Source organism: Cupriavidus necator A5-1 (assembly GCF_000744095.1).
Taxonomy (GTDB): Bacteria; Pseudomonadota; Gammaproteobacteria; order Burkholderiales; family Burkholderiaceae; genus Cupriavidus; species Cupriavidus necator_A.
This window is the reverse complement of the sequence record NZ_JQLI01000008.1, coordinates 491,965-506,551: the sequence shown is the minus strand read 5'-3', so window position 1 is coordinate 506,551 and position 14,587 is coordinate 491,965. Positions and strand designations below refer to the sequence as shown.

Below are 14,587 nucleotides of genomic sequence, written 5' to 3'. Positions count from 1 at the left end.
TAGGGGCGCGGCGGGGCGTGCGGGCCGGCAGTGGATGGCCGTAGCGGGCAGTGGCCGGCCTTCGCTTATTCCAGCGTCTCGATGACGAAGTTGGTGTTGGTATAGATGCAGAGCTCGCCGGCGATGGTCAGCGCCTTCTCGACTACGTCCTTCGGCGACAGTTCCGTGTTTTCCACCAGCGCCTTGGCGGCCGACTGCGCATACGCGCCGCCCGAGCCGATCGCGGCAATGCCGCCCTCGGGGTCGAGCACGTCGCCGTTGCCGGTGATGACCAGCGTGGTGTCGCGGTCGGCGGTGATCAGCATGGCTTCCAGCCGGCGCAGCGCGCGGTCTGAGCGCCAGTCCTTGGCGAGGTCGACCGCGGCGCGGGTCAGGTTGCCCTGGTACTTCTCCAGCTTGGCCTCGAAGCGGTCCAGCAGCGAGAAGGCATCGGCCGTGCTGCCGGCGAACCCGACCAGCACCTTGTTGTTGTAGATGCGGCGCACCTTGCGCGCGGTGCCCTTCATCACGATATTGCCGAGAGTGACCTGACCATCACCGCCGAGTGCAACCTGGTTGCCGCGGCGGACGCTGACGATGGTAGTGCCGTGATACTGTTCCATGGTGGCTTCCGTGAATATGTCAGGACCGTAGTTGGCGACGCCCCCGGCCGGTTTCAAGGCCCTGTGCAAGGCCTCGTGCATGGCCCGGCGCGTGCGCCGGCCAACACGGGCGGTCTGACCAATATAGGATGCCTGCCGCCACGCTGCCGGGCGGCGCGCCCGAACAAAAAGGGCCATGCGTTGCCGCATGGCCCTCGTCCGCAACGCGCGAGGCCACGGCCCCGCGCGCCCCGCGCATCACTCCACCAGATCAGTCCGCATACACGCCGGCCTTCTTGATCACCGGGGTCCACTTGTTGATCTCGGCGGTCAGGTAGTTGCGCAGCGAATCCGGCGTGGCGCGCTGCGCCGGCACGGCCTCGGCACCCAGCTCGGCCATCTTGGCGCGGAAAGCCGGGTCGGCCACGGCCTTCTGCAGCGCAGCCGACAGCTTGTCGATCACCGGCTTGGGCGTGCCCTTGGGCGCGTACATGGCGTGCCAGACCTTCACTTCCACGCCCGGCAGGCCTTGCTCAGCCGCCGTCGGGACATCCTTGAACGCTTCCACGCGGCGTGCCTGCATGGCCGCGTACGGCTTGACCGAGTGAGCCTTGAGATGGCCGGCGAGATTGGTAGTCTGGTCGCACAGCAGGTTGACCTGGCCGCCCAGGATATCGGTCAGTGCGGGCGCGGCCCCCTTGTACGGCACGGTGGTCAGTTCGGTCTGGATCGCGCTCTGGAACAGCAGGCCGCACAGGTGCGAGGCCGAGCCGATGCCGGCATTGGCCAGCGACAGCTTGCTGGCGTTGGCCTTGATGTACGGCAGCAGGTCCTTGAAGCTGTTCGGCGGTAGCGACTTGTTGCCGACCAGGATCATCGGCACGTCGGCGATTTCGCCGACCATCTCGAAGTCCTTGAGCGGATCGAAGCCCAGGTTGCGGTACAGCGCCGGGGCCGTGGCCATGCCGATATGGTGGATCAGCAGGGTGTGGCCGTCGTTCTTGGCCTGGGCCACCTTCTTGGCGCCGATGGTGCCGCCGGCGCCGCCGAGGTTCTCGATCACGATGGTCGCGCCCAGATGCTTGGACATGATCGCGGTCAGCTCGCGCGAGACCTTGTCGGTCGGACCACCCGCGGCAAACGGCACCACCGCCGACACCGGCTTGCCGCCGGGATATTCCTGGGCGTACGCGCCCGACACCACACCCATTGCGCTGACTGCCAGCGCGGCCGCGACCATCTTTGCCACTCGTTTCATGCTCTCTTCTCCTGGTTCCTTCAAATACCCGTCTGCAATGCGTTGCCGCCGACCCGGCCCCGGCTGTGGGGGCGCTGTTTGCGCTGACTCTTTGGCCGCGCTTTGACCATGCCGGCAGGCACCGCCGCCCGCCGCACGCAGCGGCAGGGCGGGGGATGATGTTAGCAACGCCAGACAATGTGCAGGTATAGGGGCTAACCCGCCTGCAACGCTGCACATATGGCGGCATACGCCGAAGATATGGGAGGAATACGCGGAAAAACGCGCGGTTCGCAGCGGCGCGGGCGCTAGCGGAAAAAACCGAGCATGTCTTCCAGCAGCGGCTCGGGGGCTTCCTCCGGGATGTAATGCCCGCACGGCAGCGCGCGGCCGCTGACATCGGCAGCCACCTCCTGCCACAGCGCCATCGGCTCGAAGCAGCGCGCCACCACGCCGTGCTCGCCCCACAGCACGCGCAGCGGCAGTTCCAGCCGGCGCCCGGCCTCGCGGTCGGCGCGGTCGTGCTCCAGGTCGATGGTGGCGGCGGCGCGGTAGTCCTCGCACATCGCATGCACGTGTGCGGGGTCGCGCATGGCGGCCACGTAGGCGGCCATGGCATCGGGGGCGAACGGGCTCGGGCCGGCCTGGCGCAGGCCCATCAGTTTCTGCAGGTAGAACTCCGGCTCGGCGTTGATCAGCGTCTCGGGAAAGGGTGCGGGCTGGATCAGGAAGAACCAATGCCAGTAGGCGGCGGCGAAGGCCATGCTGGTGCGCTCGTACATCGCCAGCGTGGGCGCGATGTCCAGCAGCATCGCCCGGCTGACCGCCTCGGGATGGTCAGCGCACAGCCGGTGCGCCACGCGCGCGCCGCGGTCGTGGCCGCACAGCGCAAAGCGCTCGAAGCCGAACGCGGCCATCAGCGCGACCTGGTCCTGCGTCATGGTGCGCTTGCTGTAGCCCTCGTGTCCGGGGTTGCCCGGCGGCGCGGAACTGCTGCCGTAGCCGCGCAGGTCGGTGGCGATCACGGTGAAGTGGTCGGCCAGCGCCGGCGCCACGCGGTGCCAGATCAGGTGGCTCTGCGGGTGGCCGTGCAACAGCAGCAGCGGCGGGCCCGAGCCGCCCTGCACGCCGGCGATCTCGATCTCGCCGACCTGGCGCCGGAAGGGCTCGAAATTGGGGAACAGCAGCGCGCTGGCGTCGTTCAGCATGGGTGTCTCCACGTGTGTCTGCTCTGTTAGACGGACATCTCTGTGCCGATCATAGGCGCAAACAGCACCACGGAGGTGGTGCCGGCATTACAACGCCGCCCCCGGGTAGCCCCACTGACGCAACTGAATTGCATCAACCGGGGCCCTATGGTTAAATCGCCCCATGACCCATCCCAGCCCGGACCGGCCGGCCCTTGCGCCGGAACCGGCGATTCTAGAAGCCGCCCACGAGCGCCTGCGCCGCCTGGGCGCGCGCGTGACGCAGCCGCGGCTGTGCATCCTGGCCTGCCTTATCGGCAGCGACGAAGCGCTGACGCACCAGGCCGTGATCGACCGCCTGCCCGAGCAAGGCGAGACCGTCGACCGCGTCACCGTTTACCGCGTGCTGGACTGGCTGGTGGAACAAGGCGTTGCGCAGAAGCGCGCCGGCAACGACCGCGTGTTCCGCTTCAGCCTGGTCGAACACGAGGCTGCGCGCGCGCAGGAGCATCGCCAGCACAGCCATTTCCACTGCACCCGCTGCGACCGCACCTTCTGCCTGGACGATGCCAGTGCGCCGGCACTGCCGGTCGCGCCGCGCGTGCCCAGCGGCTTTGCCATCGAACATGTCGAACTGACCGTGAACGGCGTCTGCGCAGAGTGCGGCAAGCGCGCGCCCGCGCACTGAACACGGCCTTCTCAAATTCCCGGAGAACAACAAATGTCCAAACTGACCCCGGTCACGATCCTGACGGGCTTCCTCGGCAGCGGCAAGACCACCCTGCTCAAGCGCATCCTGAACGAGCCGCACGGCATGAAGATCGCCGTGATCGAGAACGAGTTCGGCGAAGAGAACATCGACAACGAGATCCTGGTGCAGGACGGCCGCGAGCAGATCGTGCAGATGAGCAACGGCTGCATCTGCTGCACCATCCGCGGCGACCTGGTGCAGGCGCTGTCCGGGCTGCTGACGCGGCGCGACGCCGGCGAGATCGACTTCGACCGCGTGGTGATCGAGACCACCGGCGTGGCCAACCCCGGCCCCGTGGCGCAGACCTTCTTCATGGACGAGGAAATCGCCTCGCGCTACCTGCTGGATGCGGTGATCACGCTGGTCGACGCCAAGCATGGACATATGCAGCTCGACAAGCAGGAGGAGGCGCAGCGCCAGGTGGGCTTCGCCGACGCCATCTTCATCACCAAGTCCGACCTGGTCGGCAAGAACGACGTGACCGAGCTGCGTCACCGGCTGGTGCACATGAACCCGCGCGCGCCGATCCGCCTGGTCAATTTCGGCGAGGCGCCGATCGACACCATCTTCGACCTGCGCGGTTTCAACCTGAATGCCAAGCTGGAGCTGGACCCGGAGTTCCTGCGCGCGGAGGATCATGACCACGACCATGATCACGACCACGGCGAGCACTGCGGCACCGACTGCGGCCACGATCACGACCACGATCATGGCCACGGGCACGACCACCACCATCACCACAACCATACCGACCGCATCGCGTCGTTCGTCTTCCGCAGCGACAAGCCCTTCCACTACGGCAAGCTGGAGGAATTCCTGTCCGGAATCCTGGCGGTATACGGGGAGAAACTGCTGCGCTACAAGGGCGTACTATATATGGAGGGCGTGGACCGCAAGGTGGTGTTCCAGGGTGTCCACCAACTGATGGGCAGCGATATCGGCGGCAAGTGGGAAGACGAGACCCCGGGCACCCGGATGGTGTTCATCGGCGTGGACCTGCCCCGCGACGCCATCCTCAAGGGCCTGGAGAACTGCCTGGCCTGAGTGCACCAGCCGCCCCTCGGGGCGGCTTCCTCCAGATACCGCCCTGCGGCGGCCCCCTCGTTCGGGGTACCGGGGAAATACCGAAGTGCTGGCTGGCTTTCCCCCGTATCTCGGAAAAATTTGTTCAAGTACAATAGGCCGGATTTGATACCGGGGGCGCACCTTTTTTCCGCTACCGGGATCTAGTGCAGCGTTCCATTCTGTTTGGAACTTAAGCGGCGGTTGGCGCGAATGACCTTCTGTAGGATGTCGCGAGCGCTCTTGGTCCAGATGAACGGCTTGGGGTTGGTGTTGTGGTGAGCGATGTATTCGTTGATGGCGTCGACCAGTTCCGGCACGCTGGTGAATACGCCGCGGCGAAGTCGCTCGGTTGTGATGTCGCGAAAGAACCGCTCGACCATGTTCAGCCATGATGCCGAGGTGGGTGTGAAGTGCATGTTGAATCGAGGATGCTTGGCCAGCCAGTCTTGCACCGCAGGATGCTTGTGGGTGGCGTAGTTGTCGGCGATCAGATGCAGCGTTTTGTCCTTGGGCGTCTCGCGGTCGATCTTGCGCAGGAACTTCAGCCACTCGGTATGGCGGTGGCGCTGCTGGCACTGGGCGATGACTTGGCCATCGAGCACGTTGAGCGCGGCAAACAGCGTGGTCGTGCCGTTGCGCTTGTAGTCATGCGTCATGGTGGCCGCACGCCCCTTCTTCAACGGCAAGCCGGGCTGCGTGCGATCCAGCGCCTGCACCTGGCTCTTCTCATCGCAGCACAGCACCAGCGCGTGCTCGGGCGGCGACATGTAGAGGCCAACGATGTCTTCAAGCTTCTCGACGAACTTCGGATCGCGCGAGACCTTGAAGCCGCGCACGATGTGCGGCTTCAACCCGTGGGCGTGCCAATGGCGCATGACGGTGCTGGCGCTCACGCCCAACTCGGCGGCCATCTTGCGCGTGCTCCAGTGCGTGGCTGCTTCGGGCTTGCTTTGCGTGGTCAGTTCCACCAGCCGCGCCGTGTCCACCTTCACCGGCGGCGCACCGCGCGGCAAGTCGCGTTCGATACCGGCCAGCCCCGATTGTGCATACCGCTCACGCCAACGCGACACCTGCACGCGTCCGATTCCCAACTGCTCGGCGATGTCCTTGTTCTGCATTCCGTTGGCGGCCAGCAGCACGATGCGCGCGCGCTGCGCCAGCCTCACGCTCGTGAGCTTTGACCGAACCAGCCTCGTCAACTTGGTTCGCTCCTCGTCGGTCAACATGATCTCGGGGGCAACTCGCACTCGCTCTCTCCACGTTGTGGTCGCAGTAGAGCATTGGAGACGCCGAATTCATATAGGTTCCATCAAGAACAGAACGCTACACTAGCAGGGCGGCGGTTGTCGTCAACACGAGGCAGGCCGCCGGGCAGGTGCGGTCGCAGTGCTTCGTGCGGAGACCGCCTTTCCGCTTGGGGTACCCCGGCACGCGCCGTCACTGACTGACGCGAGAGAGAGGTGTCCCCATGACAGCCGCAACGAAGACCAAAGAAAGCCGCAGCAAGACTGGTAGTGCAGCGGCAGAGACGCTCAAGGCGCAGCCTGTGAAGGCCGCGCCCGCTCCCCGCGGCAGTACGGCGAACGCCGAAGCGGGCGCATCGAAGGGAGGCCCGCGAAGCAGCAAGACTGCAGCCAGCCAGAGTGAAACAACCGTGGCGCGCAAGCCCGCGGACAGCGCACCCGAGCGGACCCAGACGCCGCCGGCCGCATCAACAAGAGAATCAGCAGCAACCATGAGCAGCAACAAACTTCTGACTGAAGCTGAAATCCTGAAGATGAGCGACAAGGATTACATGAACGAAGCGCAGCTCGCCTTCTTCAAGCATCGCCTGGAGCAGCTGCGCGACGAAATCCTGAAGAACGCTGACCAGACCACGGAACACCTGCGCGAAACGGTCATCGTGCCGGATCCGGCCGACCGCGCCACCATCGAGGAAGAGCATGCGCTGGAACTGCGCACGCGCGACCGCGAGCGCAAGCTGCTGAAGAAGGTCGAGCAGTCGCTGCAGCGCATCGAATCGGGCGACTACGGCTGGTGCGAGGAAACCGGCGAGCCGATCGGCGTGCCGCGCCTGCTGGCCAGGCCCACCGCCACGCTGTCGCTGGAAGCCCAGCAGCGCCGCGAACTGCGCCAGAAGCTGTTCGGCGACTGAGACTGCGCGCGCCGGCAACGCCGGCGCGGCAGGCGCGACGTGACGGCCCGGTTCTCCGGGCCGTTTGCGTTTGCGTTTGCATCAAAGCCAGGCGGCGCTTTGTCGTGGCGTCGCCACGGCCTACCATGGTCAGAATCCTCCGGCTGTCGCCGGGCCGGCCTTTCTGGTAAATTCGCAACTTTGTTGCAACAACGAGGCAACGGCCGCCGAGGTGCGCCCGCTGCCTGCGGTATTTTCTGTCCTTCTGCCCTCCTGCCATGGCTGATCGCCTGCCCGTCACCGTGCTGTCCGGTTTCCCCGGCGCCGGCAAGACCACGCTGCTGAACCACCTGCTTGCGCATAGCGCGGGCAGCCGCGTGGCCGTGCTGGTCTGCGGCGCGCAGGACGGGCAGACGCTGGCTCCGCTGCCGCCGGGCTGCGAGGCCACCGTGCTGCCGTCGGGCGATGCCATGCTCGCCGAAGCGGCGCGGCTCGCCGCCGAAGGCCGCTTCGACGCGCTGCTGGTGGAAGCCGACGGCCTGGACGATCCGCTGGCCATTGCCGAAGGCTTCCTGTTCGAAGCCGAGCATGGCACGGGGCCTGACGCCGCAGTGCAGCCCGACACGCTGGTGACGGTCATCGATGCCGCCACCTTCCTGCGCGACCTCAACGAGGCCGAGTTCCTCGGCGACCGCGGGCTGGCGCAGGGTGGTGGCGACGACCGTACCGTGGCCGAAGTGCTGCTCGCGCAGGTCGAGTTCTGCGACGTGATCGTGCTGAACAAGGCCGACCTGGCCGACGCCGCCGAGTTCGCGCGCCTGCATGCGGTGCTGCATGCGCTCAACCCGCGTGCCGACATCGTCGAGGCCAGCTTCGGCAAGGTGCCGACGCAGCGCGTGCAAGGCACCGGCCGCTTCGACTTCGAGGCCGCCGCCGATGCCCCGGGCTGGCTCGCCGCGCTGCGTGGCGAGGTTCCCGCCGCCGACGTCGCCACCGGCGTGTCCACGCTGGTCTACCGGCAACGGCGCCCGTTCCATCCGCAACGCTTCGCCGACCTGATCCATACCGAGTGGCTGCGCGAACACGGCAGCGTGCTGCGCTCCCGGGGCCTGTTCTGGCTGGCCAGCCGCATGGAAACCGCCGGCGACTGGAACCAGGCCGGCGGCGTCTGCCGCCACGGTGGCGCCGGCGCCTGGTGGGCCGCGCTGGACCCGGCCGAATGGCCGGGCGACCCGGCGCAGCGCGCCGACGTGGAAGCCGACATGCTGGTCGACGGCGCCCCGGCGCCGTTCGGCGACCGCCGCCAGGAACTGGTGCTGACCGGCCTCGGCCTGGACCATGCCGCGCTGCAGGCGCGACTCGATGCCTGCCTGCTGACCGATACCGAGATGGCGGCAGGCGCCGATGCCTGGGCGGCCTACCCGGATCCCTTCCCTGCCTGGGTCGACGACTTCGACGACGAAGATGGCCACGATCATGGCCATAGCCATGGTGATGACTGCGGCTGCGGCGACCCCGACCACCACCACGGCCATGCGCACTGACTGGTTCGCCCGCCTGCGCACGCACGGCCCGGGCCTCTGGTCCGCGCTGTGGCTGGCGCTGTGCCTGCTGCTCGCGCAGCATGCCGGGCTGACCCACCGTATCGTGCACGGCGGCGTGCTGACGCCGGCGGCTGCCCTTGCCGCCACGGTGACGGCAACTGACACCGCGCCAGCGGGCGATACCGACCCACACTCGCTGGCGCAGACGGTCACCGGCCACTCGTGCGTGCTGTTCGACGGCGCCACCGTTGCCGACACTCTGTGCGGCAAGCTGCCGCTGCCGGATCTCGCCTTCGGCAAGCCGGTCAAGCCGGCCAACCTGGCCTGGCGCTGGCCCGATCTGCCCGCTGCACAACCCTTCCATTCGCGCGCGCCACCGGCGCCGGCCATCGCCCTCGCCTGATCCGGGATGCGGCCCTCGCCGCGCGCCCGGCGCCATGAATCCGAGCTGAACGCCTGCCACCTCCGGCTGCGCGGCCACGCCCATCGCGGGCCGGCCGGCGCCGGGCGGCCGCCGTGCCAGCCGGGCCGATTGCCACTGCCTCACTCCGCGCGCCATGTCCAACCGCTCACACCCCAAAGCCAGCGCACCGCGCCTGACCCCGCTGGCGGCCTTTGCAGCTTCCCTCACCGCCACCGTGGCGACCGCCTTCGCGGCACCCGCCGCGCTGGCGCAGACTGCCACGCCGCCCGCGGCGCCCGCTGCCGACACCGCACCGGCCACGCCTGCGACGCCTGCTACGGCCGATGCGCCTGCCGGCGCGACCCTGCGCGAAGTCGTGGTCACCGCCAACCCGCTCGGCAGCGACCTCAACGACATGGTGGCGCCGGTATCGACGCTGGGCGGCGACGCCCTTGCCGTGCGCCAGGCCAGCACGCTGGGCGAGACCCTCGACAAGCTGCCCGGGGTCTCGTCGACTTACTTCGGGCCCAACGCCAGCCGGCCGGTGATCCGCGGCCTGGATGGCGACCGTATCAAGGTGCTGCAGAACGGCGGCACCACCGTCGACGCCTCCACGCTGTCCTACGACCACGCCGTGCCCGTCGATCCGCTGGTGGCCGAGCGCATCGAAGTCGTGCGCGGCCCCGCCGCGCTGATGTACGGCGGCAACGCCATCGGCGGCGTGGTCAACGTGATCGACAACCGCATTCCCAAGGAGCCGATCGAAGGCATCGGCGGCGCGGTCGACGCCAGCGCCACCGCGGGGGGCGACCAGGCACGCAATGCCAGTGCACTGATCGAGGCCGGCAACGGCAAGTTCGCCGTGCACGCCGATGCCTTCGCGCGCAAGACCAGCGACCTGCGCATCCCCGGCTTCGCCCGCAGCGACCGCCTGCGTGCCGCCCAGCCGCTGCCTGAAGGCGAGACCGAAGCCTACGGCCGCCTGCCCAACACCAGCGCCGAGCAGCAAGGCGGCTCGCTGGGCGGCTCCTACACCTGGGCCGACGGTTTTGTCGGCGCCAACTACAGCGCCTACCGCAACGAGTACGGCACCCCGGCCGAGGACGACGTGCGGCTGAAGATGCGCCAGGACCGCTTTGCGCTGGAAGGCGAGGCGCGCAACCTCGCCGGCAACACCGGCGGCTGGATCGAATCGGTCAAGGGCAAGTTCAGCTACACCGACTATGAGCACAAGGAAATCGAAGACGGCGAGACCGGCACGATCTTCAAGAACCGCGGCTGGGACGCGCGCCTCGAGGCCAAGCACGCCAGGATCGGCAACATGACCGGCGTGATTGGCACGCAGTTCGGCCACACCGACTTCTCGGCGCTGGGCGAAGAGGCGTTCGTGCCCAGCACCAACACCGACAACGCCGCATTGTTCGTGTTCGAGGAACTGCCGCTGACCGCCTCGGGCGACCTCAAGCTGAACCTGGGCGGGCGCCTCGACCACAGCAGCATCAAGGCCAGCGCCAACGGCAACGACCGCTTTGCCGACGCCAGCCGCAGCTTCAACGCCACCAGCGCCTCGGCGGGACTGCTGTACAAGGTCAATCCGCTGTGGTCGCTGACCAGCAACCTGTCATACACCGAACGCGCGCCGACCTTCTATGAGCTGTACGCCAACGGCCCGCACGTGGCCACCGGCGCCTGGGAGTTGGGCGACCCCAACGCCAACAAGGAGCGCGCCACGTCGATCGACCTCGGCGTGCGTTTCAAGTCGGGGGAACACAGCGCGAGCGTGTCGGGCTACTACAGCCGCTTTGCCAACTACCTGGCGCTGACCTCGACCGGCCGCGCGCGCGATGAAGCGGGCGACGTGGTCGCCGCCGGCAGCCCCAATTCGCTGCCTGAGTTCCAGTACCTGGGCGTGCCGGCCACGCTGTATGGCTTTGAGGCCGAGGGCAGGACGCGGCTGTTGCAGAAGATGCTGACGACCGGCGATACGCTCGACTTCGAAGCGCGTGCCGACTATGTGCGCGGCGAGAACCGCGATACCGGCGAGCCGCTGCCGCGGCTGGCGCCGCTGCGCTTGGGCGGCGCGCTGGTGTATGGCGCGGGGCCGTGGGGGGCGCGCGTGGATGTCACCTATGCGGCCAAGCAGACGCGCGTGCCGGTGAATGACACGCCGACCGATGCCTATACGCTGCTGAGCCTGGCGCTGACCTACAAGTTCAAGACGGCGGGCACGCAGACGCTGGTGTACCTGCGCGGGGACAACCTGACCAACCAGGATGCGCGCAATGCGGCGTCGATTCTGCGGGATATCGCGCCGTTGCCTGGGCGCAGTGTGAAGGTGGGGTTCAGGACGACGTTCTGAGGTGAACTCGGCATAGCGGCGGCGTTACTTCGTTGATGCGCCGGCCCTCTCCCCAACCCTCTCCCGCAAGCGGGAGAGGGAGCACGCAATCGGGAATTGATGGGGCGACGTGATTGCCATCGCCGCCGGTTTGCTCCCCTCTCCCGCCTGCGGGAGAGGGGCCGGGAGAGGGGCCGGGGGAGAGGGCAGGCGCGTCTATACCTGCGCCGCCCGAACCAGCTCAATCCCGATTCACCACCCACTCCCCATCAACCTGCAGCGCCCCCACACCCGCCAGCGCTGTCACCGTCTGCGCACAAATCTCCGCCACCGCCTGCCCCGGCATGAACCGCTCCCGGATGCGCACCATCAACGGCGCCGCCTCCATCCATGCGACCAGCTCAGCCCGCGCCATGCGCTGCTGCTCCAGAAGCTTGAACTTCACCAGCACCTTCACCGCATGGCTGGCATTGCGCGCGGGATCGGCACTCAGATAGCCGAGGCGCCCCTTCGCGCGCTCGAGCGCCGCGGCCACTTCGGCAAACATCCGCCCGTGCCCCGGGATCACCACCCGCGCATCGAGCTCCGCAATCCGCTCCAGCACCGCCGCCTGCTCGGCAAACCCACTCTCACCTTCGAGCTCGGGAAAAATCACGCCGAAGCCGTTCTCCCACAGCGCATCGCCCGAAATCAAGATGCGCTGCGCCGGCGCGAACAACATCACCGCATGCGGATCGTGCCCGGGCGCGGCCACCACCTGCCAGTCGATGCCGCCGAGGCGCAGTACGTCCCCATCCTGCAGCACGCTGTCGAACGTAAAGCGGTCGCACTGCTGCCCCGTGGCTACATAGCTGAGCGCATCGGTATCCCAGGCGGCCACGGCTTCGGCCTCGGCGGCGGGGATCGCGGTACGCGGCTGCCAGCGCGCCTGCAGCGCGGCGTTGCCGCCACAGTGGTCGGAGTGCAGGTGCGTGTTGACGATGCGCGCGAGCGGGCGGCCCTGCAGCGCAGCCTCCACCAACGCCACGGTCTGCGGCGCGTGCGTGACGTAGCCGGTGTCGACCAGCACCGTGTCTTCATCGTCGACAAACAGGATATTGTTGGCCGACAGCCAGCCGCGCTCGAATACGCGCATCGTGGCCGGCAGCTGCGGAACGGGTGCTTCGCTCAAGGGGATGCCTCCTCGCCAGCCAGCCATGCGGCGCGCTGCGGCAGTTGCGCCCAGATGCGGCGCTTGTCCTCGTCGCTGGCCGACGACCAGCCCGCGATCTCTTCGATGGTGCGCAGGCAGCCTTCGCAGTAGCCGCTGGCCGCGTCCATGCGGCAGACGTTGCGGCACGGCGACGGCACGGGTGCGGCCTGCAGCGCCGCGTCAGCCTGCGCAGCCATCTCTGCGGCGGACGTGACGGGCGCGGGCATGTCAGCCATGTCGATGCAGTCGGGCGGCACTCAGAGCGCCGCGCGGGCGGCCTTGGCTGCCACCTTCTCGTTGAAGCGGCCGGCGTCGATCAGGTGGCGCTCATGCACGCCCTCGGAGATCTTGTCCTCGTCGTCCCAGGCGCTGAGCTGGAAGCGCAACCGGCGCCCGTCCACCTCGACCAGCTCGCCCTTGACCGTCACCGTCATGCCCGGCGGCGTCGGCGCCAGGTGCGAGAAGCTGACCAGCGTACCGAGCGACTGCTCGCGCGGCCAGTCCAGGTGTTCGCGCAGCATCTGCAGGCAGGCGCATTCCATGATGCCGACCATATAGCCGGTGGCCAGCACGTCTGGCATCTCCGGGCAGCAGGGAATGTCGTCGTACATCCGCGGCACCGTGGCCTTGGGCGGCACCGTGTATTGCCAGCGGAAGGTCAGGCCGGGGCGCAGGTCGGGGCTCATGCAGCGGATCCCGCCGCTACGTCGGCCACTTCCGCACCGGTCATCTGCTGCAGCTGATGCGGCGTCAGGTTGAACACCGCGTGCGGATGCCCCGCCGCCGCCCACAGGCTGTCATAGCGGAACAGGTCCTGGTCCAGCAGCATCACCGGCGCCACCGCATGGCCGATCGGGCAGACGCCGCCGATGGCATAACCGGTCTTCTCGCGCACGAAGCGCGCGTCGGCTTTGCCCAGCGCGCCCACGCGCGCGGCCACCTTGGCCTCGTCGACGCGGTTGCTGCCGCTGGCGATCACCAGCACCGGCGCATCGTCGGCCACGCGCCGGAAGATGATCGACTTGGCGATCTCGGCCACGCTGCAGCCCAGGCCCGCCGCGGCTTCCGCTGAAGTCTTGCCGGTCGCGGGCAGCATCACCACCGGGCGATCGTGGCCGAGTTCGACCAGCAGGTCCGCGACGCGCTGCGCGGACTCGGGCAGCGCTTCGTTACTTGCCGTCATGCATTCTCCTTGCTCAAATACAGGCGGGCGCCGCGTCGCTGGCGGCGGCCCATTTGGTCAGCAGGGCGCGGCCCACGCGCGAACTGTTGGCGCGGCCGATCGCCTGCGAGATGTAGTCGCCGGTGCGCACCACCGCTTCCAGGTCGATGCCGGTGTGGATGCCCATGCCGTGCAGCATGTACAGCACGTCCTCGGTCGCCACGTTGCCGGTCGCGCCCTTGGCGTAGGGGCAACCGCCCAGCCCCGCCACCGAGGCGTGGAAGATCGAGATGCCCACTTCCAGGCTGGCCAGGATGTTGGACAGCGCCTGCCCGTAGGTATCGTGGAAATGGCCCGAGAGGCGGTCGAGCGCAAATTCTGCCGCGGCGGCACGCATCACTTCCTGCACGCGGCCGGGCGTGCCCACGCCGATGGTGTCTGCGATATCGATCTCGTCGCAGCCCAGCTCGCGCATGCGGCGCACCACGTCGACCACCGCGTGCACCGACACTTCGCCCTGGTACGGGCAACCCAGCGCGCACGAGATGCTGGCGCGCAGCCGCACGCCCTTTTCTTTCGCCGCCGCGGCGACGGGCTCGAAGCGCGCGATCGATTCCGCGATCGAGCAGTTGATGTTCTTCTGCGAGAACGCCTCGCTGGCCGCGCCGAAGATCACCACCTCATCGGCACCAGCGGCGATCGCGCCCTCGAAGCCCTTCATGTTCGGCGTCAGCGCCGAGTACAGCGTGCCCGGCCGGCGCTGGATGCGCGCCATCACCTCGGCACCGTCAGCCATCTGCGGCACCCACTTGGGCGAGACGAACGACGCCGCCTCGATATTGACGAAGCCGGCGTCGGTGAGCTGGTTGATCAGCGCGACCTTGACCTCGGTCGGCACCATCCCCTTTTCGTTCTGCAGGCCGTCGCGCGGGCCCACTTCAACGATCTTCACATAGTTCGGCATGGTCATGGCTGTCTCCTGTCCGTTGTTCG

15 protein-coding genes are annotated in these 14,587 nt (G+C 67.8%); 6 read left to right on the top strand and 9 right to left on the bottom strand.

Translation table 11 applies throughout. The features are described 5' to 3' along the window. Positions 1–65: 65 nt before the first annotated feature. The 3 genes from hslV to K307_RS26480 all read right to left on the bottom strand — a co-directional run bounded on the left by hslV (position 66) and on the right by K307_RS26480 (position 3,026). Entirely contained in the window at positions 66–602 is a 537-nt protein-coding gene (gene hslV / locus K307_RS26490) for an ATP-dependent protease subunit HslV (protein ID WP_042883825.1), read from the bottom strand. A gap of 250 nt (positions 603–852) precedes the next feature. Continuing rightward, positions 853–1,839, bottom strand: a complete 987-nt coding sequence (locus K307_RS26485) for a tripartite tricarboxylate transporter substrate-binding protein (protein ID WP_042883824.1) — start codon at positions 1,837–1,839, stop codon at positions 853–855. 287 nt (positions 1,840–2,126) lie between these two features. Continuing rightward, positions 2,127–3,026: an alpha/beta fold hydrolase gene (locus K307_RS26480; RefSeq protein ID WP_042883823.1), complete on the bottom strand. Its 900-nt coding sequence runs from the start codon at positions 3,024–3,026 to the stop codon at positions 2,127–2,129. 163 nt (positions 3,027–3,189) lie between these two features. On the opposite strand from K307_RS26480, the gene K307_RS26475 reads away from it, so the two are divergent. Both K307_RS26475 and K307_RS26470 read left to right on the top strand, forming a co-directional pair. Continuing rightward, positions 3,190–3,693, top strand: coding sequence for a Fur family transcriptional regulator (locus tag K307_RS26475; protein ID WP_042883822.1), 504 nt, complete (start codon positions 3,190–3,192; stop codon positions 3,691–3,693). A 33-nt stretch (positions 3,694–3,726) separates the two neighbouring features. Further along, on the top strand, positions 3,727–4,800 hold the full coding sequence (locus K307_RS26470) for a CobW family GTP-binding protein (protein ID WP_042883821.1): 1,074 nt from the start codon (positions 3,727–3,729) through the stop codon (positions 4,798–4,800). 182 nt (positions 4,801–4,982) lie between these two features. On the opposite strand, the gene K307_RS26465 is transcribed toward K307_RS26470, so the two are convergent. Next, positions 4,983–6,068 carry an IS630 family transposase gene (locus K307_RS26465; RefSeq protein ID WP_042875676.1) on the bottom strand — a complete coding sequence of 362 codons (1,086 nt, stop codon included), beginning with the start codon at positions 6,066–6,068 and terminating at the stop codon, positions 4,983–4,985. A gap of 488 nt (positions 6,069–6,556) precedes the next feature. Between K307_RS26465 and dksA the strand changes: the two genes are divergently transcribed. The 4 genes from dksA (at position 6,557) to K307_RS26445 (ending at position 11,261) form a co-directional block, all read left to right on the top strand. Then, positions 6,557–6,976 (top strand): RNA polymerase-binding protein DksA, encoded by a 420-nt coding sequence (gene dksA / locus K307_RS26460; RefSeq protein WP_010813282.1) that lies wholly within the window; start codon positions 6,557–6,559, stop codon positions 6,974–6,976. A 257-nt stretch (positions 6,977–7,233) separates the two neighbouring features. Then, positions 7,234–8,499, top strand: a complete 1,266-nt coding sequence (locus tag K307_RS26455; RefSeq protein ID WP_042883820.1) for a GTP-binding protein — start codon at positions 7,234–7,236, stop codon at positions 8,497–8,499. Continuing rightward, positions 8,450–8,902, top strand: coding sequence for a hypothetical protein (locus K307_RS26450; protein ID WP_080745242.1), 453 nt, complete (start codon positions 8,450–8,452; stop codon positions 8,900–8,902). The genes K307_RS26455 and K307_RS26450 overlap by 50 nt, the downstream gene beginning before the upstream one ends. Before the next feature lie 154 nt (positions 8,903–9,056). Next, positions 9,057–11,261 carry a TonB-dependent receptor gene (locus K307_RS26445; RefSeq protein ID WP_042883819.1) on the top strand — a complete coding sequence of 735 codons (2,205 nt, stop codon included), beginning with the start codon at positions 9,057–9,059 and terminating at the stop codon, positions 11,259–11,261. Between the two features lie 220 nt (positions 11,262–11,481). Here the strand turns inward: K307_RS26445 and K307_RS26440 are convergent, their stop codons facing one another. From K307_RS26440 to K307_RS26420, 5 genes are read right to left on the bottom strand one after another with little or no spacing between them, the layout of a single operon-like run. Next, a complete protein-coding gene (locus K307_RS26440) occupies positions 11,482–12,438 on the bottom strand; it encodes an MBL fold metallo-hydrolase (RefSeq protein ID WP_051975195.1) in 957 nt (318 codons plus the stop codon). Further along, positions 12,408–12,659 (bottom strand): DUF1289 domain-containing protein, encoded by a 252-nt coding sequence (locus tag K307_RS26435; protein WP_419187202.1) that lies wholly within the window; start codon positions 12,657–12,659, stop codon positions 12,408–12,410. The genes K307_RS26440 and K307_RS26435 overlap by 31 nt, the downstream gene beginning before the upstream one ends. 30 nt (positions 12,660–12,689) lie before the next feature. Beyond that, the gene (locus K307_RS26430; protein WP_042883817.1) at positions 12,690–13,118 is read right to left on the bottom strand and encodes a thioesterase family protein; all 429 of its coding nucleotides are present in this window, start codon (positions 13,116–13,118) and stop codon (positions 12,690–12,692) included. After that, positions 13,115–13,615 (bottom strand): YbaK/EbsC family protein, encoded by a 501-nt coding sequence (locus K307_RS26425; RefSeq protein ID WP_042883816.1) that lies wholly within the window; start codon positions 13,613–13,615, stop codon positions 13,115–13,117. Before K307_RS26425 ends, K307_RS26430 begins: the two co-directional genes overlap by 4 nt. A 13-nt stretch (positions 13,616–13,628) precedes the next feature. Further along, on the bottom strand, positions 13,629–14,564 hold the full coding sequence (locus tag K307_RS26420) for a hydroxymethylglutaryl-CoA lyase (RefSeq protein ID WP_042883815.1): 936 nt from the start codon (positions 14,562–14,564) through the stop codon (positions 13,629–13,631). Between the last annotated feature and the right edge of the window lie 23 nt (positions 14,565–14,587).